Here is a 20,522-nt window from a genome sequence, read left to right as displayed (position 1 = left end):
CAGAGTTACACACTCTGATACACATACCATATCTTAACACTCAGGCACAGTAAGTTTAACTTGTTTTTGCGAATAAACTTCCTGGACTCGTTCCAATTCTAAATCAATCAGATAATCTACAGTCCAATTACAGCAACGCTGAAGCATATGAAAGGGGTATGTGTGCGCTACACCAACTACTTGCATTTGTGCTTGTTTCGCTGCTTGGATTCCCGGTAGTGTATCTTCAATTACCAGACACTCTTGTGGTTGGAGATGCAAATCGGGATATTTGTGGTTAAATTTTTCTACTGCCAGCAAATAACCATCGGGTTGGGGTTTACTGGTAGTGATATCATCACCCGCGACAATAATTGTAAAGTATTCAGCTAGATTGGCTCGTTCCAATACCAGTTCTATTTCCTGACGAATAGCACCACTAACTAACCCTAGTTGCAGATTACGCAAACGCACCTGATATATTAAATCTTCTACACCTGGATACAAGGGTAATTTGTCGAGTTTTTCGAGTTCTTGTACATAAGCTTGGGCTTTACGGTGCAGTAACTGAGTTAAATACTCTTGTGTAGCTACTCTACCGCGATTCGTCAGCAGTTCTTGAAAACAAGCGCGATCACTTCTGCCCAAGGAAGCTTGACGCTCACTTACCTTTTGGGGTTGTAGATTTTCCTCTATGAGAATCTCATCTATTAGTTGTAGGTGGATGCGCTCATCGTTAATGATAACGCCATTAAAATCAAATAGAACTGCCTTTAAACTCATGCCGTTATGCCAAACACTGGAGATCCAAAGTCCTCCAAATCATTATTATCTATTGTGTGATCTATTGGTGTTGGTGTGTACTGGCGAGTGTCCTGAGAAATTGGTTTCACCCCGCTAGTTAGCTGATTGATCCACCATACATCTTGAGTTCGCACGGCTTCAAACCCTTCTGCACCCATACGCGCGTCTAAATTGTCAGCAGCATACTCACGAATATATGGTTCTTCAAATACATCATTGAGCCAATCTAACTGCCGTAAGGTATTCTGATTACCATCGAGAATTAATACTTGCCCACCAGTTACCAATAACCTCAAGCTTTCTCGTAGAATTGCCCGGCATACTACAATTGGTGTTTCATGAAATAGTAAAGAAGCTGTTACTAAATCAAAAGCAGCATCAGGGAAATTAGTTGTTTCCGCATTGCCATGTTGCCAGAGTATATCTAAACCAGCACTTTTGGCTTTATCTTCTGCCCTCACCAGCATATAAGGTGATAAATCTAAACCTATAACTTCGGCTTGGGGAAAAGCCTGTTTTAACATCAAAGTTGTGGTACCTGTACCGCAGCCTAAATCGAGTATGCGCCGTGGTTTCACCTTGATAGCATCAATTAAAGCTTGGCGTACTACAGTTTCGCTGGGTGGGAGAACGTATTGAGTAATGGCATCGTAGGAAACCGCCGCACTGGGGTTGAGATATCCACCCTCAATGCCGTGAAAGTGTTGGTTATTGTAGTACGGGGGGATGATGACATCAGATTGTTTAAAGCGATCGCTTGCTTGTTCCCAGTCAATACTATTAGCGTAACGCCGCAACTGCTCCTCATCAATTAACAGCCGTACTACAGGCGATAAAAAGTTTTCCCAGATGGTGTTTTGACGCGTTGCCATAGGATTAGGATTTAGCCATAGTCATGTCCTTTACAGATTTTAATTCATTTTCAGGCGATGGCTGCGCCTGCACCTTTGGCGATCGCCTTGACACTCAGTTAGTTCCTGTATTACATTTGTAGTATAAAATTCTTAACGACCTGAAATTTAAAAATTATTCTTCCCACTCCCTATTCTCCATAAAAAAATGCCCTACGAAAAGTTAGAAATTACCACCCCATATCCTGTTTTATCTTGGGCAAATCACCCTTTGGGATCAGATGAAACCAAGATGGCAAAAAATGTAGCATCACTACCATTTGTGTTTAAACATGTCGCCTTGATGCCAGATGTTCACTTAGGTAAAGGTGCTTTAGTTGGTTCTGTTATTGCTACCAAAGAGGCAATTATTCCTGCTGCTGTCGGTGTAGATATTGGTTGCTTTGTGGGAGATACCTTAATTCCTGTAGTTGATGGTCAGTCTTATCGTCTGAAAGACCTAACCACTGAGGGGAAAGAGTTTTTTGTCTACGCTTGTACCCCCACAGGAAAAATTGTTGCGGCGCCAGCAACGGCTAAATTGACCAGACGTAATGCCTCTCTGGTAAAAGTAATTTTGGATAATGGTGAAGAAATTATTTGTACCCCAGATCACCAGTTCATGTTGCGGGATGGCTCTTACCAAGAAGCTCAGTTGCTTTCGTCTGGGACTTCCTTAATGCCCTTCTATTCCAAAACTGACAAAGATGGCTATACCTTAATTGCCCAACCATACTCTGGTAGGTGGCAAAAAGCGCATTGGGTTATTGCTAGGTCTGGTTTACTCAACAAGATTCCCCAATTTGCGGGACAAAGAACAGTCATTCATCATCGCAATTTCCAGGAATCTGATAATCGACCAGATAATTTGGAGTTTATGGGCGATCGCGATCATTCTACTTATCATCGCTCTTTAGTAGAACGTAATCAACATTGGCAGTCTCCCGAATTTGAAGAGAAAAGAATAGCTTCTTTGTCTCGAAAAGCACAAACTCCCGCAGGATATAAATATTATGCAGAGAGAGGAACCAGAAATATTATTCAGTACATGCAACAGCAACCAGAACACTTTAGAAACGCAGTTGCAGAGAACGGTTTGCGAGGTAAGGAATATTTAGTCAAATACAATAAAAGTGAAAAAGGAAGGGCAAAATCACAGGAAATTGCTAACCGATACTATACTTGTGATATTTGTGGGGCAGAAATTAAAACTCCCATTGGATTACATAACCATCGCCGGAAAGAACATCAGTGCAATCACAAAGTTGTAGCAGTAATTCCTTTAAATTACACAGAAGATGTTTACTGTTTGACAGTGCCGGAGTACCATAACTTTGCCCTAAAAGCTGGGGTATTTGTTCATAACTGCGGTATGTGCGCCATCAAAACGCCATTTACAGGTGAACAACTCGAAGGCAAATTAAAGAAAATTCGCCTAGATATTGAAGCAGCAATTCCTACTGGCTTTAATGAAAATAAAGATGTAGAAAAATCTGCTACTAATTGGCAACGGTGGGGTGATTTTACCGACTTGCATCCAGGTGTGCAAGATTTGCAACGCAAAGCCATGAAACAAATGGGTTCTCTTGGCGGAGGAAATCACTTTATAGAAGTATGCCTTGATACAGAAAACCAAGTTTGGTTAATGTTGCATTCTGGTTCTCGCAATATTGGTAATAAGCTAGCCCAGTGTCATATTAGTACAGCCAAAGAGTTGGCTAAAATGGCAGGTAATAAATTGCCTGATCCTGATTTATCCTACTTTGTAGCTGGGACGCCAGAATTTCAAGCTTATTGGCATGATTTGCAGTGGGCGCAAGACTACGCACGTTTTAACCGTGATGTGATGATGGCGCGTTTTAAGCACATCATCGAGAAGCATTTGGCGGGTGGAAAAGCAACTAAACCTTTATTACAGGTAAATTGTCACCACAATTACGCCGAAAAAGAAGTGCATTTTGATGAAGATGTGTATGTGACTCGTAAAGGTGCAGTCCGCGCCCAGACTGAAGATTATGGCATTATCCCTGGTTCAATGGGAGCAAAATCCTTCATTGTCAAAGGTAAAGGTAATGCTCATAGTTTCTGTTCTTGCTCTCATGGTGCAGGGCGTTTAATGTCTAGAAATAAGGCCAAAAATGCCTATACACTTGATGATTTAATTGAGCAAACCAAGGGTGTAGAATGCCGCAAAGATACAGGTGTTTTGGATGAAATTCCTGGTGCTTATAAGCCCATAGACCAAGTTATGGAAAATCAAGCGGATTTGGTAGAAGTTGTAGCCACTTTAAAGCAAGTGATTTGTGTGAAGGGATGAATTGATGAGGTGGGCAATGCCCACTTTATTAACTAGCTAATTAAAAGAGACGCAGCATTGCCACGTCTCTACATTAAATTTGGTATCTTGTACCAAAAGATAAGGTTTAAAGCTGCTTTTTCACGGTCTACATTGTTAAAGATTGAGGATTGGTTTCAATCAATTTTGCTAAATCTTGCAAGAAGGCCGCAGCATGAGCGCCGTAAATAATGCGGTGGTCACAAGTAATATTTACCTGCATTTGTTGCCGCAAGCCAAATAAACCATCGCCTGTGGCTACAACTTGGGGACGAGATGCACCGATGGCTAAAATTGAGCCTTGTCCGGGAGGTAAAATAGCATCAAATGTGTCAACACCAAACATACCCAAATTAGAAAGGGTAAATGTACCACTGTTGTATTCTTCGGGTTGTAGTTGTTTTGCTCTAGCACGTTCTACCAAGGATTTCCAAGTGCGGGAAATAGAATAAATATCTACCATGTCTGCATTTTGCAACACTGGTGTAATTAATCCCCCGTCATCCATTGCTACGGCTACGGCAATGTTGATACCAGAATGATATACAATGCCTTGTTCAGAATAACTGGCGTTTAATAATGGATGTTTTTGTAATGTTACCGCTACGGCTTTAGCCAATAGCGCTGTCATTGTCACGCCTTTGGATTTAATTTGTTTGTAAAGTTTATCTAAGCCATCGGTGGTAATTGTGTAACTCACACGGAAAACTGGCACAGATAATGTAGCTACCATGTTCCGAACTACGGCTTGCTGGAAGGTAGTTAGAGGAACTGTTTGACCAGGCACAACTGCTACTGGTGCGGGTGCAGGTGCAGGTGCAGGTGTTGGTACCGGTACTGGGGTGATTGGGGATGTTGGTGTGGATTTTGCGGCGGGTGGTTGGCCTTGATTAACGACAGATTCCACATCTTCAGCGACTATGCGACCATAGGGGCCACTACCTTTAAGACTCGTTAAATCGACTTTCAGCTCTTTGGCCAACTTGCGGGCGCGGGGTGAAACTACAAGTCTTCCTTCTCGATGGTTAGAACCGTTTTGACTAGCGGTGGCGGGTGTCGCTACAGAGGCGGTGGCCGCTACTGGTTCGGGAGTGGAGGCGGGAGTGGCCGCAGCGCTACCGGAATTAGCCATAGACTTGGCGGTTTCTATTTCGGCTGCGGTTTCGGCTACGTAGGCGATCGCCGACCCTACAGGCGCAGTGTCACCAGCATCTACTATGATGTGAGCCAGATATCCCTCGTAGAAGGATTCCACATCCATATCTGCCTTATCTGACTCCACAACCACCACGGTTTCGCCTTTTTCCACTTTATCGCCTGGCGATTTCACCCAGGAAACGATTTTTCCTTCGGTCATTGTGGAACTCAGCGCCGGCATAAATACTTCGTGAATGCTCATATGGTGGTTCTAGAATCAATGGTTTATGGACTTTAACAGCTTTTGCCAGATCGAATTGTATCTCGGCTGAGGAGTTTTAGGGTTGAGATTTTCTATTTTAGTGGACTGGGGATTGGGGGAAATAAATTTTTCAATGACCAACCAATAGTCCTCATCTCTCCAAAGGATGATTAACAAATGACCCTTGGAACCTTCAAAATATGATTAAGGTCTTTAATTATGACAATATACATTTTTTGTCAAACCCCTATTGTAAACATTTGTGTTTGACTATGCAATAGCGATCGCAATTTTTCCAAACTTCAATAGGATTGCTATAAATGTTTATTTGACCCGTTGGAAATTTCTGTTTAGTCTTATGACTTCAGTAAAGTGGAAGTTTTTTTTAATTCTGGTACTGAGTATCTTTGCCACTGCTGGTACTAACTTTTATTTCAATCAGCACCAACAATCTGTCGAGATTGGGGAAAATGGCAATGGTCAACAACAGCAAGTTGCGATTGTGCAACATTCTCAAGATGTGAAAACACACCCGGAGCGTTATCAGTATAAAAACATACCTTTAGAAACCATCAAATCTACTCTTCATGGTAGTGATCCGGCTACCCTAGCCGTGAACGCTGTTGAAGATAAAATATCAGCGGACAGAAAGCGTAAGGTAGAAGTAGTTTATCCAGAGCAAAATCAAGTTTTAGTGAAAATTACGCAAACTTCTACTGATGAAAACGATGCAGTTGATACAATTAAATATCGCATAGAAATGACAACTTTTGGGCGATCGCTCTTAGTCAGTTCACCGCCTATCTGGCAAATTGTGTGGGCTGGCTCCCAGATACAATGTCGCCCTGGGAGTCGCCTTTATCAAGGGTTAACTCAAAGTTGCCAGTAGGCAAGTTGGTGTGAGGAATTAACTGTTAAATATCGCCGCGAATATCTTCGACAACGCCATCGCGCAGCACGATTTCGACTTGCATTTTGCTAATCAAGTTATCACCCTTTTCCACCCGGAAAAAGCCTTCCATTTGAAATTGATTGACTTCTTGATCCAATTCGAGAAACTGTACTTGCTGGAGGTTTTGCAGCAGTTGATTTTTTTGCTCTAGCAGTTCACTTTTCTTTTGATTGACTTGGAGTTGGATATTGTCAATTTGTTGGAGAGTTTGGGGGCCGGGTGGTTGTAAACTCTGCTTTTGAATTGCGGAAATTGCTCTTTGTCCTTCAGAATCTAGCTGTTGCAGTTGCTGATCACTTTGATTGATCTGGCCTTGCAATTGCTGTTGTACTTCCTCTTTCCATAGGGGAGTGACAATGACTTTGACGTTAACGACGCGCTTTAAAAGTAGTTGAGGGTTGGAGACATCCATAAAGTTTCACGTTCACTCTAATAGTTGGCAAGTGGAATAATTATCGGGTAAACATTCCGTCAATAGTATCGCGATAGCGTTCTGCAACCACGTGCCGCCGGATTTTCAGTGTTTGTGTCATCAAGCCATTTTCCATAGAAAACGGCTCTTGAATCAGCCTGAAGGGCCCTATGCGGTCATCCGGGCGGTAACCTGGACGATTTTGCACTTCCCGATTCAATTCTTGCCGAAACAAGTCCTGGATCATTTTACTCTCCAGGTCAACAGATGTGCTGGAACCTGAGGGTTTTTCTTCTGGTGGACGCAGTTGCAGATTTTGACTTTCTGCCCATTTTTCTAGGGCTTCAATATTAGGCACAATTAAAGCACCAATGCTGCGCTGGTCTTGTCCAACGAGCATGATTTGATCAACGTAGGGCGATCGCAAACAGGCATCTTCAATTGGTTGCGGTTCGATGTTTTCCCCGTTGGTCAAAACAATTGTATCTTTTGCTCTACCAGTCAGCACTAAATCATTGTGTGGTGTGACCCAACCCAAATCGCCGCTATTAAACCAGCCTTCAGGATCAATTACTTTCGCTGTGGCTTCAAGATTCTGGTAATAGCCTTGCATGATTTGTGGCCCCTTCAATAGCACCAAACCGCGTTGTCCCATAGGTAAAGGCGTTTTCGTTTCCGGATCGACAATTTTCACTTCTGTGCCGGCAATTGGTTGACCGGATGAACCCCGCATATTATGCCAAGGACGCCGCGCATTTGTCACAGGAGAGGTTTCTGTTAAACCATAACCCTGCAAAATCTCGACATTAATAATTTCAAAAAAGTTATCTATGTGCCTTGGTAACGCCCCACCACCACTAATTACTTGCTTGATGCGTCCGCCAGTGGCTTCGCGCACTTTGGCATAAACCAGGCGTTCTCCTAGTGCATGAAAGGGTAAAAAGACAAATGTGAGTATATTCGCGGTTAATCGCTCCAATCCTGAGGCATGAAGATGATTTAAATTTAATCCGTGGGCAATGCTGCGCGCTTTGACATATTTCTCACTCATGCCCAACAAAAACTTAATCAGGCGTTGCTTGCTTGCTGGTTGTTCGCGGAACTGCTTTTGCACGCCTTCATAAATCGATTCCCAGAGACGCGGGACAGCTATCATGTAATGCGGTTTAAATTCTTTTAAATCTTGTTTGACATAACGCAAGTTGGTATAAATTTGTGTACAACCTTGAGAAAGTAAGAAATACTCACCGCTGCGTTCGTAACTGTGCCAAGAAGGAAGGATACTGAGAACGATGTCTCCTGCTTGGGGTTGTACTATGGTACCCAGGGTTTTGACTTGGTGTAATAAGTTGCTATGAGACAGCATCACCCCCTTGGGCTTGCCTGTAGTGCCTGATGTATAAATTAAAGTAGCTAAAGTATCGGCTTTTTGTGGCACTCGCACCAGAGTATGATTAGCACCAATTTCTAGCAATTGAGGAAAATTAACAACTTTGGGAGTAGCTTCTGCTGGTGGCGCTTCATCGGAAAGTAAGACAATCAGTTGAATGGGCAGATCATCTAGGCGTTCACGCAGTTTATCTAGGGTGCTTAAATCCTGCACTACCAATGCCGTACTACCGCTATTGGCCACGATAAACAGTAATTCTTCGCGTTCGGCTTGGGAACTACGCACCGCATTCACCGCCCCAGCCGTCATCATACCTTGATCGGCAATAAACCATCGGGGACTATTATCGGCAATTAAAGAAATGCGATCGCCTGCTTGGACTCCGGACGCTTGCAACCCAGCCGCAAATTGTTGAATTTGCTCCACTAGCTGGGCATAAGTAATTTTTACCTCTGGTTTAGTGTGGGGATTATGCAGGGCCACAACATCACCAAATCGCTTGGCTGCCAAGGGCCAAATTTCTGGTAGTGAAACCACATTGCTGTAATCTACCAAACGCTGTAATTCTTGGCTTTCTCGCTTGGTAATATTAGATAAATAAGAAGAGGCAGGTTGGATGTTGGTCATAACACATCACCTAAATGTAGTAAACTAAATTGTTAACAGATTTTTCTGCTATTAGGCTATAATACTTCTCCTCATTATCTACATAGCCGAATGTGTAAGGTACTTCACAACTCCAACGGTTGTATTGATAAAAATTTATGTTAAAGTAAAGTTATATAAACTGTGAGCAATAGATTAACTAATAATTTAGTTGCTTAAGTTTTGCGAACCAAAAAACAGAGACCACCTATTTTTCAACGGGGGTGATTACCTATGAATTTAGTGGATGCTTTACTACTGACCCTAGTCAATGCTGTCGCCTGTTTAGCATTGCCCAAATTCCTCTCGATGATTCTGGTACGTCAACCCAAGCCGGCGAAAGCGTCGCCAAAAAGTTCGGCATCAGGCACAAACAAAATCGAAGCTACCAGTTTCCCCTATTGTACGACTTACATATTGACAGGTAACCAATTTTGTAAGTTCAGTCCTCAATTCTGTTCCAAATGTTCGCCGAGTTAGTTTGTTGCCCGAAGGTACTAATCTCTGCATAATTCGTACCGACTTCTTACTTGTCTTGCAGCCAGAAAAATATATGCCAACGAACTAATTCAATAGTGCTGCTTTTTAGTGGCACTAAATTTTTGTCAGATATCTAACCATTGGTAGATTAGTGTATAAATCTGCTAATCGAAGACTAATCTATGATTATATGGTTAATAGGTAATAGGTGCTTGCCTATTACTTATTTTTTATTACTTGATAGACAGTTTTATAACTGTAGTTAGATGATTGAACACGGTAAATTCATGATACCATTTTTTCATGTTTCGAGTTGATAGTTACTATATAGATATTATTAATCAATAATATTTATCTCGCTTATATAGTCTAAAAGATAATTAAAATTACATATATAATTGTTGGCCCAATTATGCTTCAAACTAAGAAATAGTAAAAGCTTGTTTTGAAAAAGAGGATAATATCTATGAATTTCATGGATGGTCTATTGTTGACCCTACTAAATACAGTCGTTTGTCTTTGCCTACCTAAAGTGTTATCTGTGATGGCTGCTAAATCTACAAGCGAAGCACCTAAAGAGGCGGCAATTCAATCATCAGAGTCTAGCAGTGAAATCCCTGGTGTAATGGATGCTGCTTAACATCTGTCAAAGGCGATCGCCTACGGCGCTGCACTTCGTGCGATCGCTTATTTTCAGCATGATCATAAATCTGTAAACAGCAACTCATTCTTAGCAAAACTTAAAAAAGGGAACAATAGGTTAAAAGTCACTGCCAACAGAAATTGACCTTGTTCCCTAGAATATACTTTTAGTGTAGGCGATCGCCCATTTTCAACTCCTTCTTCTTATTCGCGCCTAACGCACTTCGTGCTAGAGCCTACGGCACGCTCCGCGAACGCTTCGCTGGTGCGTCTTTGCGTGAGATATTCACCCCATCAACAACAAAGCCATCAACTGCGATTTTCCCGCCGCCACTTTTCCCTAACTAGCCGAATCTCATCAAAAGTATAATTTTCACCCAATTGTTCTTTAACAGGAGTTAGAGAAATATCACCCAGAACTTCTAAAACTTGCCAAATTTTTTGTTGATGTTCTAACGGAACCAACTGATTTAAATCTACAGCCTGATTTTTCTCCATTAACTTAGAAAGGTGATTGAGAATCGTTGAAGGACTAAGATTACGTTTGTGGGCAATTTCGGCAATACTCAAACCTTCTTGATGCAACCTTAACGTCACCAACTCAGTGTCAGTAGGTAAATTCTTAAAAGCTATAGAATCTGTAGAATATTCTTTTACTTGCGGCTTACCTTGTTCTTGACGGTATGCTTTGATTTCTGTGAGAAACTTCTTCCCATATTGGGCGAGTTTGTGACTACCCACCCCAGAAAGTTTAGCAAACTCATTTAAAGATTGCGGTTGTGCCTGGGCCATCAACTTCAGGGTAGAATCGGGAAACACAACATAAGGCGGAACAGACTGTGCATCGGCCAATTGTTTGCGGAGCGATCGCAACCTCTGCAATAATATTTCTGCCTCAATAGCTTTTTCACTTCCCTCTACCAAACTCATTTTTTGGGCGATGGGAACAGCAAGGGAAACTGTACGTTGTTTTCGCATCACTTCCCAACTCAAAGCGTTAAGTTTCAAAACCGAGTAACCATCGCTGGTTTGTTCCAATAACCCTTGATGTAGCAGAGAACGCCCCAACATTCGCCATTCATCTAAACTTCTATCTTTGCCGATACCGTAAGTAGAAAGTTGATCATGTTTATTTTGCAGAATTTTCTGAGTTTTTGCACCCCGCAACACCTCAATAATGTGTAGCATCCCAAATCTTTCCTGACAACGCGCCACACAAGATAGAAACTTCATGGCTTCAATTGTCCAGTCTTGTACTGGTTTGGGATAACGGCAATTATCACAATTACCACAATTACCCGGGAATCTTTCACCAAAATAACCAAGCTGAATTGTCCGCCGACAATCTGTACCTTCAGCGTAATCAATTACCTGACGTAATTGTTGCTTGGCGATTAACTGTTCTTGGGGGTCAGTTTTTTGGTTAATACTCCATTCGATAGTTTTAATATCACTAAAATTGAAAAATAATGTACAACGCGAAGGTTCACTATCCCTACCCGCCCTACCTGATTCTTGATAATAACTTTCTAAATTACGTGGTAAATCAAAATGAACTACTAGCCGCACATCTGGCTTATTAATTCCCATACCAAAGGCAATTGTTGCCACCATCACACGCACATCATCACGAATAAAGCGAGTTTGGTTTTGGGAACGTTCTTCGTCACTTAAACCAGCATGATAAGACAAAGCCCCAACTTTATCATTTTGGAGTTTAAAGGTGAGTTCATCAACCTTTTTCCGAGTTAGACAATAAATAATTGCCGAACCATCAATTTCCCTCACAAGTTCTAATAATTCCGCGTAAGCAGACTTAGATTTAGTCCGAACTTCGTAATAAAGATTTTGTCGATTAAAGCTAGCAATGTGAATACTAGGTTGCTTTAATCCCAATTGTTGGATGATATCACTCCGGACGCGATCTGTAGCTGTGGCAGTGAGGGCAGTAAGCGGGACATCTGCATAACGTTTCCGCAGAGATTTCAACTGACGATATTCTGGACGGAAATCGTGTCCCCACTCAGAAACACAGTGCGCTTCGTCAATAGCAAAGGTAGAAATGCCAATTTGGTGATGGACTAAATCTAGAAATGGCAGAAACCTTTCACTTAAGAGACGTTCGGGCGCAACGTAGAGTAATCTTACCTTACCCTGAAGAATAGCTTCCTCACGCGATCGCACCTTATAGGCATTCAAACTACTATTAAGAAAAGTTGCCGAAATATTATTATTTCGCAGTGATTCCACCTGGTCTTGCATCAAAGCAATTAACGGCGACACCACCACCGTTAAACCCTTCTTAATTAAAGCTGGTAACTGAAAACACAAAGATTTTCCCCCACCCGTAGGCATCACCACCATTAAATCTCGATTTTGCAGCGCATCTTCGATAATTTGTCGTTGTCCAGGGCGAAAGTTATCATAACCGAAGTGATATTTCAGCGCTTGTTCGAGATTCGGATACTGAAGCATGGCGATGAGTCTTTCAGGGGCGTTCTGTGTGTATCGTTACGAGGATAACAGCATTATAAAAGCCCTGGCGCATAGAAGTCGCGGTGGACTGGGAATTTGAATTTATAATTAAACTAACAAACCAAAGGCATGACCGAAAAAACCAGCATAGCCTTACCAGGAGAAAGAAAATCATGGTCAGCAGCCTGAAAGAACTTTTAAACGATGCAGAATTTGCATCCACTGGTGACCTAAAGGAAAAATTTGTGACAAGTGGCGTTAGTTGGCAAAAGTATGAAGCTTTATTAGCCAAACTAGAAGATAACTCTCACTACCGTGTCACTTACTTAGATGGAATTTTAGAAATTGTGTCACCATCTATCAGAGATGAAAATATCAAAAAACGTTTGGCTATTTTAATAGAACGCTATCTTTACTCAAGGCGCATTCGCTTCAATCCAATGGAAATTTCTACTATTAGAAAACAACTCAAGCAAGCTGGAGTTGAACCAGATGAATGCTACGCCATTGGCGAGAAGAAAGATATCCCAGACTTAGCTGTAGAGGTAATCATTACCAGTGGTAGCATTGACAAGTTAGAAATTTACCGCCGCTTAGGAGTGACTGAAGTTTGGGTTTGGCAAATCAATCGGCTTAAACTTTATCATTTACGAGAAGAAACACCATCTATATTTATAGATACTTATGGTTATGAACAGATTCAATCTAGTGAATTATTACCTGGACTCAATATTGCTTTATTAGAAAAATGTGTCCATATTTCTGATGACATTCAAGCTATTGATCAGTTTGAATTAGGCATTTAATTTTTATTAGTACGCTAAATATCTTAATGTATGACACAAGAATTAATAGAATTAAGACAAAGTATATTGGCAGGTCGTTATGATGATGCCTTAGAGATTATTGATGATTTGGAGGAAATGAGTAAACAGGCAATATTAAGGAAAATAGAAGCTTTTTTAGTTAGATTATTTATTCATCTCATTAAAAATCAAATCGAACAACGGTTAACCAATTCATGGATTGCTTCTATTTCTGACTCTATCATTCAAATTGCCAAATTAAATCTTAAAGGTAATCAAACATCCCACTATATAAAAGCTGATGAATGGCAAACATATTTAGAAGAAGCCTTAGCAATGGCAATTAGACCAGCCAGTGCAGAAATATATGAAGGTACATTAAAACCTAGTCAAATCATCCAAAGGCTGAATCAGGAAAGATTAATTGTTTTTGCGAAAAATATTTTAAATTCAACTTATAAATATCAAATTAAAGAACTACCAGATATTATTGATGATCACTTAGCGAAATTACCAGGAGGTCAAGATTGGTTTGAGTAACGAAGGGGCAAACTGTCGTTACTTACCGCAGTGCAAAATTACTTAAATTATTCTTGTGAAGAGGATTTTATTTAAGCTTCGCATCGCACGAGTAGCAACATTCTGCTGGTGCCAATCTCGATAGAAATCGGAGTAAGTCATATTCTGGGAGCATTTCAAGGCTATATTATAGTACTTACCATCTCGCCAATAATTACTTAAAGCTTTGGCAACTGCAAAGCAATGCTTGTTATCCTGTAGAATTTTTTCTAAGCTAATGTTTGCCCACAAAAGAGTGCTGTTATTCACATCTGTTGATTGCAGCATTTGTACTAAAGCAGTGATCGCATTTTCATTGCCTATGCCGATTTTGCATAATTGTGATGCCGCCAGCTGATGCCCACTGTCATCAACATCTTTGGATTGCAGTAGTTGAAGCAAGGCAGCGATCGCATTTTCATTGCCTGTGCCAATGTCTCCTAAAATTTCTATCACCTTACCAATGGGATATTGGTGTAAATTTTGGGATAACTGAGCAATCAATTTTTGATTGCCTTTGCATAAGTCGCATATACTAAGTAATGCTCTATTACTGATAGAACCACCCTCATCTAGAGATTTGAGGACTTGCAATAAAGTAGCGTTCGCATTTTCATTGCCTGGGTCAATTTCCACCAAACTTTCTGCTACCTGCCAACGATTATAGTCATTGGAGTCTTGGGATTTTAGAAGTTGCAATAACGTAGCGATCGCATTTTCATTTCTTAGGTCAATTTGCCCTAAAGTTTTTGCTGTCAGCCAACGAGTATAGATGTTTAAGTTTTGAGATTTTAGTACTTGCTCTAAGCTATTAATCGCAAATTCATTTCCTGTAGCGATTTTTCTTAAGTTAGATGCTGCCCCAAGTTGAATGTAGCCATCCTCATGATTCAACAGTTGTACTAAGGCTGCAATCGCAATTTTATTACCAGGATCAATTTTTCCTAAGCTTCCTGCCGCTAAGGTACGGCCGTAGTCATCCTCATGTTGGGATTGCAGGAATTGTAATAAAGCAGTGATCGCCTTTTCTTTCTCTGATTGGATTTCGCTTAAAAGTTCTGCCGCCTCCAAATTTACATCTTCAGATAATAATAAGTGAAATAAAGTAGTAATAGCTGTTTCATGACCTGGGTCTATTCGCAATAAGTTTTTTGCCGCTTGCCAATGGGTATAGTCTTGCTGAACATTGGATTGCAGAAGTTCCAATAAAAAAGGTCTCGCTTTTTTGTTACTAGTATCAATATTCTCTAAGCTTTCTGCTGAAAACAAACGGATACGATACTTCACATCTTGGGATTGTAGCAGTGGTAATAAGGCAGCAAATGCTTTTTCACTATTGGGTTTCATTTCGCGAAAGATTTTTGCCTCCTCATAATGTGTAATACTTTGGGATAGCGCCAGTTCCACTAAAGTAACAATTGCATTTTCATTGCTGGGGTCGATTAGCACTAAATTTGTTGCCGCATCTAAACGAGTGGATTGATACACATTTTTGGATTGCAGCAGTTGTTCTAAGGCAGTAATCGCAATTTCATTACCTGTACCAATTTCCCCCAAGCTTTGGGTTACTTCCCAAAGGATGTTGCTATCCAGATTCTTAAATCGCCGCATTTGTAACAAGGCCGCGATCGGTTTTTTTAAAAGGGGAACATCTTTTGGTTGCAGTAGTTGCACTAAAGCTGCGATCGCTTTTGTACGGTCTGTTTGTTGCAGTGCTGACCAAGCTTCCTGTTTAATCAGAGTAGGTACTATAAACTGCCATCTAAAGTGCCACTTGACAATTTGCGCTACTATTTCATCGGCTCTAGAATAACCTCTAAACTCAGCAATACCTGCGGCTGCTAAAAAATAAGCGCGATATCCATAAAATCCTTTGGGTAGATAGTTTTGATTCCACTCAAGAAATCCGTCTTTGAAGTTCACTAAAGCATCGATAAACTGTTGCTTTTGGTGTTTTAAATTTTCTTCTGAGCGACCTAACCAAAGTAATATTGTTTGTTTCCATTGCGGTTCAAAAATGCGATAAATTCCTTGACTGGAATTGTGAAGAATGTGGTTGAGAAAGAAATGCCAGTCATCAATTGCTGTAGCAGCAAAGTATTCTTGAAATGACGCATGAAAGAAAGCGTAAACAGGTTTTCTATTTATATCTATGCCTACCTGATTTAACCAGCCGCGATTTAGTGCTAATTTGAACAGCGAATTTTTATTATCAGCATCGCCCAAAAACTTACTAACAAAATCTTGCCGCAAGCGAAAACGGGTTGCTTCTCTGTCTATTGCTTCTTTAGCCAATTCTCCCAATTTGATATTGAGTTGCTGACGCTGGTGAGAGTTTGTAGCAAATTCTTCTTTTTTCCACTTGTAGAAGTCATCAACAAATTGCTGATAGAGTCCCGCTTGAGTATCGGGTAATTTGCCATCTTCTGATTGCCAATTCAAGCATAACAGCGTCAACCGTAGAGGATTTTTTACTAAATCTTGAATCCGTTCTTTCCCCGGTTCTTTCAAAGCTGTGCATAACTTCTTCCCAATTTCGGGAATTTCAACTTTATTGAACCATTTATCAATAAATTTCTCTACGTCTTTTGGATAAGAAAAATCTAAGGTGCGATAGATATCAAAATTATCAAGTTTATTAATGCTGCCATCCCACAGATTAACCCTACAGGTCAGCACAATTCGCGTTTGAGAAATTAACCCTGCTTCACGGAATTGTCGGGCAATTTCTGTTAGAGGATTACCTGAAGATGCAGACATTTCATCTAATCCATCTAGCAGTAGCCACACATTATTTTGATTAAACAGAGCAACAAAATCATCCTTCAGTTGCTTGGTGGCTTCAGCTTTACCTGTTTTTTCAGCAACTTGAGTCAACCAACTCTCAAACAGATAAGATTTTAGTTCTTTCTCTCGCAAATCTGCTAAAGATACCCAAATGACAATCGACTGCTCAATCTCACGAGATACCCAATCAGCAATCTGCTGTAATAATGTTGTTTTTCCTGCGCCTGGTTCGCCAATGATAGCGATTCGCTTACCTTGACTTTTGGGCGTGTTCTTCTGTTTAAGAACTTCTTCTAGAAAAGCATCATGCTCGAATGTTTTGGTGATTTCTGTCTCCTTGTACAGTTCTGACCCCTGTTCTGGAGAAACATCACCTTGACGCTTGGATACTTTTTTACGCTCAACTAATCCCAGTGGTACGTAAACATCATCAACTTGCAGGTTGACTCCTTCTATTGATGTCAGAAGATTTGTAGTCAGCTTACGCCGTTCTGTTAGTATTTCGCGGCAGATTTCACGCCAGTCATCGGGAGTTAACTTTGTCCCATCTTCCCTGGGGGACGACTCCAGTCAGTTAAAAGTTACTGGGGCGTTAAATTGATTGCCTTGAAAGACATTCTTAATCTCATCTGCTAACTTTGCATTGTTGACAACTGAAGGGTGCGAGTAGATTTCTACTGCTTTGTTTTTTATTTCCTTAGCAGTCTCAGATTCATCTTGATTCACTGCTGCTTCCACTCCCGTAACTGCTTGAGCAATTTCTGGGTCTTGCGCTGCTTCTGTCAGTTCCAACACTGCTTGACCATAATCTAAACGCTGCGCTTCATTTCCCTCCAACCCATTGGTGAGTGATGGTAATTTATTCTTCTGACGGAGCTGTTCGATTAAATTCCATAAAGCATCACCAATATTTTCGCCTGTTTTCTCCAAAACTTTGGTCGAAAGTGTCGTTGCGATCGCTGCGATCGCAGTTACAACGGCCGTCAGCGTCACTGGTTCCATAAATTCACTCCCAATCAGGTGATGTGGAAATCCTCGTTTTCGTAAAAGCTTGCCGATTCTCCTCAATATAACTCAGTATATCCGGCAAATTTTTGCGAATAAACATAAAATTTCCAGAGTTTATGCCACCAAGAATATCGCTTGTAAAGTAATTAAACAGGGAAATTGTCAAGTTAGATAACTCTGCTTATAGTAATATTACGTATACTAAATAATTACTGAAACAGTGTCTCAATCAAATCATGATCCTGATTTAGAGTCGTGGCAGCATAATCTCGCACCCCATAACTTGAGTTATAGAATCAAATTGTTATCACAACTGCTAGGACGCAATTTTACTGAAAAGCTAGAACCCTTTGGACTCACGCCATTTCACTGGTTGGTATTATGCTGTTTGTGGCAAGAAGATGGTTTACCTACGTCTAGTATTAGCGACAGACTCAAACAGGTAGGAGGTACTTTAACAGGTGTATTAGATCGCATGGAAGAACGCGGCCTAGTGCGTCGAGAACGTGATCTCCACGATCGCCGGATATGGCGGATATGGCTAACAGATGCGGGAAGAGAACTAGAAACAACTTTACCCCCCATTGCCGCAGCAGTGCGCGCAGAAGCAATGCACGGTATTTCTTCCCCTGATTGTGAATTATTTTCTCAACTCTTGAATCAAGCGATCGCTAATCTTTCCTAAAAGACACCAGTTAAAAATACACCAATATTCTATTCAGTAAATCAAACTGCTTTCTTGAGTAATACTAATATATCTAGGCTGAGATTTAACTTGTTCTATCCATGCTTGAATAGCCGGAAATTTTGTTAAATCAAATCCACCTTCATCAGCAACGTGAGTATAGGCAAATAACGCAATATCAGCAATAGTATAACGCTCACCGACAAAGAAATTGTGCTTCATTAAATGGTTTTCCATTACACTCAAGGCTGCATAACCTGGTTCACGTTTTTGCTCTATGGCTCTGCGATATTCTTCAGCTTTACCTAAAATAGAAATCCAAAACCTTGATGTAGCAATAAAAGGTTCATGGCTATATTGTTCAAAAAATAACCACTGTAATACTTGCGCCCTTAAAAAACGATCATAGGGTAAAAATTCTGTGCATTCACTCAAATATACTAAAATGGCATTTGACTCTGCCAAATATTGACCTGTTTCGATTTCCAAAACTGGTATTTTACCGTTGGGATTTTTACTTAAAAATTCTGATGTTCGACTTTCTCCCTTTAAAATATTAATATTTACTCTCTCAAAAGGCATACCCATTTGTGTCAATAAAAGACGTATCTTGTAGCCATTACCTGAGGGTAAAAAATCATACAGTCGTAGTGTTTCCATATCAAAAAGTATAATAAGTGGAAATAACTTATGGTCTAAAATTACAATATTTTACAGATTTTATTGAACAAAACAGGATAATTTTAATTTATTTTATGGGTCTACGTACGAGATAGAATTATCTGAGAAAATAAAAAACAATAGTATTATCTATAGCCTGTATTTAAAGACTTCAGGTTATTCAGTATTTCAAAATAAAACTATGTGTGGAAGATTTACTTTAAACCAGTCATCAGCAGCATTAGCCGAATTTTTTCAGGTAAAGTCAATTCCCAATTTAGCCGCCCAATATAACATTGCACCTACGCAAAGAGTGGCAACAGTGCTACATAATCCAGAAAGTGGTAGCAATGAATTTCAGCAGTTACGTTGGGGATTGATTCCTTCATGGGCAAAAGATGCCAGCATGGGAGCGAAGCTAATTAATGCTAGAGCAGAAACAGTTGCCGAAAAACCAGCTTTTCGTTCAGCTTTCAAGCACCGACGCTGCTTAGTGCTAGCTGATGGCTTTTTTGAATGGCAAAGACAAAATGGTAAAAAACAGCCGTTTTATTTTCGTCTTGTGGATGGACAACCCTTCGGCTTTGCAGGTTTGTGGGAAAAATGGCGATCGCCTGAAGGTGAAGAAATCACATCTTGTACAATTTTGACAACGGCAGCTAACGAATTACTGCAACCCATACATGAACGGATGCCAGTGATTTTGGCTCCCCAAGATTACGATTTGTGGTTAAATCCCCAAATGCAAACACGTGAAACACTACAGCCGCTATTGTGTTCTTATCCATCTCAAGCAATGACGGCATACCCAGTTAGTACTATAGTCAACAACCCTCGGCATAATACGCCTGAATGTATTAGGGAGTGGGAAATGGGGGGTGGTGAGTAGGGGCAAAGTTTTTTCGCTCGTACCGATTCCTGAGTTCCCCAGTCCTCTAAATCAGTTAAATTAGCTATTGAGCATAATGATTGCCAACTATTAATCCATAGCCGCACAACCATAGAAGCAAATATGCCAAGAACACAAAAAAACGATAACTTTGTTGACAAATCCTTTACAGTAATGGCGGATCTCATCCTGAAACTCCTGCCAGCCAACAGAAAAGCGAAAGAAGCATTTGTCTATTACCGAGATGGCATGTCAGCGCAGGCGGAAGGAGAATACGCTGAAGCATTGGATTACTACGAAGAAGCCCTAACGCTAGAAGAAGACACCTACGATCGCAGTTATATTCTCTACAATATGGGGTTGATCTATGCCAGTAACGGTGATCATATAACGGCATTAGAAATGTATCACCAAGCAATTGAATTTAACCCCCGGTTACCACAAGCCTTAAACAACATCGCCGTCATCTACCATTATCAAGGCGAAAAAGCTAAGGAAGAAGGGGATAACGATGCTGGCGAAGCCCTATTTGACAAAGCCGCCGATTATTGGATTAGAGCTATTCGCATGGCTCCCAATAACTACATTGAAGCCCAAAACTGGCTGAAAACTACTGGACGGATGCAAATTGACGTATTCTTTTAGTCAGTGGTCAGTTATCGGTGAACAGTAAACTGAAAATATCTGGCCACTGATAACTGATAATTGATCACTAATAACGAAAAA

Annotated in this window: 17 protein-coding genes and 1 pseudogene; 9 read left to right on the top strand and 9 right to left on the bottom strand. The window is 40.7% G+C overall.

The window, feature by feature from the left end:
* Window positions 1-33: 33 nt before the first annotated feature.
* Together ACM0OS_RS00805 and ACM0OS_RS00800 are read right to left on the bottom strand one after the other, a co-directional pair.
* Window positions 34-762 carry an HAD family hydrolase gene (locus tag ACM0OS_RS00805; protein ID WP_414541247.1) on the bottom strand — a complete coding sequence of 243 codons (729 nt, stop codon included), beginning with the start codon at window positions 760-762 and terminating at the stop codon, window positions 34-36.
* The gene (locus ACM0OS_RS00800) at window positions 759-1,655 is read right to left on the bottom strand and encodes a class I SAM-dependent methyltransferase (protein WP_414541246.1); all 897 of its coding nucleotides are present in this window, start codon (window positions 1,653-1,655) and stop codon (window positions 759-761) included. The genes ACM0OS_RS00805 and ACM0OS_RS00800 overlap by 4 nt, the downstream gene beginning before the upstream one ends.
* 187 nt (window positions 1,656-1,842) lie before the next feature.
* Between ACM0OS_RS00800 and ACM0OS_RS00795 the strand changes: the two are divergent.
* A pseudogene (locus ACM0OS_RS00795) lies at window positions 1,843-2,076 on the top strand (RtcB family protein); the annotation flags it as partial.
* A 3-nt stretch (window positions 2,077-2,079) separates the two neighbouring features.
* On the top strand, window positions 2,080-3,990 hold the full coding sequence (locus ACM0OS_RS00790; RefSeq protein WP_414541313.1) for an RtcB family protein: 1,911 nt from the start codon (window positions 2,080-2,082) through the stop codon (window positions 3,988-3,990).
* 127 nt (window positions 3,991-4,117) lie between these two features.
* Here ACM0OS_RS00790 and ACM0OS_RS00785 read toward each other — a convergent pair whose 3' ends face one another.
* Complete coding sequence (locus tag ACM0OS_RS00785) at window positions 4,118-5,407, bottom strand: dihydrolipoamide acetyltransferase family protein (RefSeq protein ID WP_414541245.1); 1,290 nt, start codon at window positions 5,405-5,407, stop codon at window positions 4,118-4,120.
* A 358-nt stretch (window positions 5,408-5,765) separates the two neighbouring features.
* On the opposite strand from ACM0OS_RS00785, the gene ACM0OS_RS00780 reads away from it, so the two are divergent.
* Entirely contained in the window at window positions 5,766-6,296 is a 531-nt protein-coding gene (locus ACM0OS_RS00780; RefSeq protein WP_414541244.1) for a hypothetical protein, read from the top strand.
* Between the two features lie 25 nt (window positions 6,297-6,321).
* Here ACM0OS_RS00780 and ACM0OS_RS00775 read toward each other — a convergent pair whose 3' ends face one another.
* Window positions 6,322-6,771 carry a YlqD family protein gene (locus ACM0OS_RS00775; protein ID WP_414541243.1) on the bottom strand — a complete coding sequence of 150 codons (450 nt, stop codon included), beginning with the start codon at window positions 6,769-6,771 and terminating at the stop codon, window positions 6,322-6,324.
* A 40-nt stretch (window positions 6,772-6,811) separates the two neighbouring features.
* The gene (locus tag ACM0OS_RS00770) at window positions 6,812-8,788 is read right to left on the bottom strand and encodes an AMP-dependent synthetase/ligase (protein WP_414541242.1); all 1,977 of its coding nucleotides are present in this window, start codon (window positions 8,786-8,788) and stop codon (window positions 6,812-6,814) included.
* A 964-nt stretch (window positions 8,789-9,752) separates the two neighbouring features.
* Between ACM0OS_RS00770 and ACM0OS_RS00765 the strand changes: the two genes are divergently transcribed.
* The gene (locus tag ACM0OS_RS00765) at window positions 9,753-9,926 is read left to right on the top strand and encodes a hypothetical protein (RefSeq protein ID WP_414541241.1); all 174 of its coding nucleotides are present in this window, start codon (window positions 9,753-9,755) and stop codon (window positions 9,924-9,926) included.
* Window positions 9,927-10,237: 311 nt separating this feature from the next.
* Here ACM0OS_RS00765 and recQ read toward each other — a convergent pair whose 3' ends face one another.
* Window positions 10,238-12,403 (bottom strand): DNA helicase RecQ, encoded by a 2,166-nt coding sequence (recQ, locus tag ACM0OS_RS00760; protein ID WP_414541240.1) that lies wholly within the window; start codon window positions 12,401-12,403, stop codon window positions 10,238-10,240.
* A gap of 173 nt (window positions 12,404-12,576) precedes the next feature.
* Here recQ and ACM0OS_RS00755 point away from each other — a divergent pair, with 173 nt between their 5' ends.
* Both ACM0OS_RS00755 and ACM0OS_RS00750 read left to right on the top strand, forming a co-directional pair.
* The gene (locus tag ACM0OS_RS00755) at window positions 12,577-13,209 is read left to right on the top strand and encodes a Uma2 family endonuclease (RefSeq protein ID WP_414541239.1); all 633 of its coding nucleotides are present in this window, start codon (window positions 12,577-12,579) and stop codon (window positions 13,207-13,209) included.
* Window positions 13,210-13,239: 30 nt separating this feature from the next.
* Window positions 13,240-13,749, top strand: a complete 510-nt coding sequence (locus tag ACM0OS_RS00750) for a DUF29 family protein (RefSeq protein WP_414541238.1) — start codon at window positions 13,240-13,242, stop codon at window positions 13,747-13,749.
* Window positions 13,750-13,791: 42 nt separating this feature from the next.
* Here ACM0OS_RS00750 and ACM0OS_RS00745 read toward each other — a convergent pair whose 3' ends face one another.
* Window positions 13,792-16,968 (bottom strand): NACHT domain-containing protein, encoded by a 3,177-nt coding sequence (locus ACM0OS_RS00745; protein ID WP_414541312.1) that lies wholly within the window; start codon window positions 16,966-16,968, stop codon window positions 13,792-13,794.
* A gap of 156 nt (window positions 16,969-17,124) precedes the next feature.
* A complete protein-coding gene (locus tag ACM0OS_RS00740; protein WP_414541237.1) occupies window positions 17,125-17,556 on the bottom strand; it encodes a hypothetical protein in 432 nt (143 codons plus the stop codon).
* Window positions 17,557-17,782: 226 nt separating this feature from the next.
* Between ACM0OS_RS00740 and ACM0OS_RS00735 the strand changes: the two genes are divergently transcribed.
* The gene (locus tag ACM0OS_RS00735) at window positions 17,783-18,247 is read left to right on the top strand and encodes a MarR family winged helix-turn-helix transcriptional regulator (protein WP_414541236.1); all 465 of its coding nucleotides are present in this window, start codon (window positions 17,783-17,785) and stop codon (window positions 18,245-18,247) included.
* 33 nt (window positions 18,248-18,280) lie between these two features.
* Here the strand turns inward: ACM0OS_RS00735 and ACM0OS_RS00730 are convergent, their stop codons facing one another.
* Entirely contained in the window at window positions 18,281-18,907 is a 627-nt protein-coding gene (locus tag ACM0OS_RS00730; protein WP_414541235.1) for a glutathione S-transferase family protein, read from the bottom strand.
* A gap of 202 nt (window positions 18,908-19,109) precedes the next feature.
* On the opposite strand from ACM0OS_RS00730, the gene ACM0OS_RS00725 reads away from it, so the two are divergent.
* Together ACM0OS_RS00725 and ACM0OS_RS00720 are read left to right on the top strand one after the other, a co-directional pair.
* Entirely contained in the window at window positions 19,110-19,796 is a 687-nt protein-coding gene (locus ACM0OS_RS00725; protein ID WP_414541234.1) for an SOS response-associated peptidase, read from the top strand.
* 123 nt (window positions 19,797-19,919) lie between these two features.
* On the top strand, window positions 19,920-20,441 hold the full coding sequence (locus ACM0OS_RS00720; protein WP_414541233.1) for a photosystem I assembly protein Ycf3: 522 nt from the start codon (window positions 19,920-19,922) through the stop codon (window positions 20,439-20,441).
* The last annotated feature ends 81 nt before the right edge of the window (window positions 20,442-20,522 follow it).

The organism is Nostoc sp. CCY0012 (genome assembly GCF_963920855.1).
Taxonomy (GTDB): domain Bacteria; phylum Cyanobacteriota; class Cyanobacteriia; order Cyanobacteriales; family Nostocaceae; genus Cyanocohniella.
This window is presented reverse-complemented; position numbering and strand designations above follow the sequence as displayed.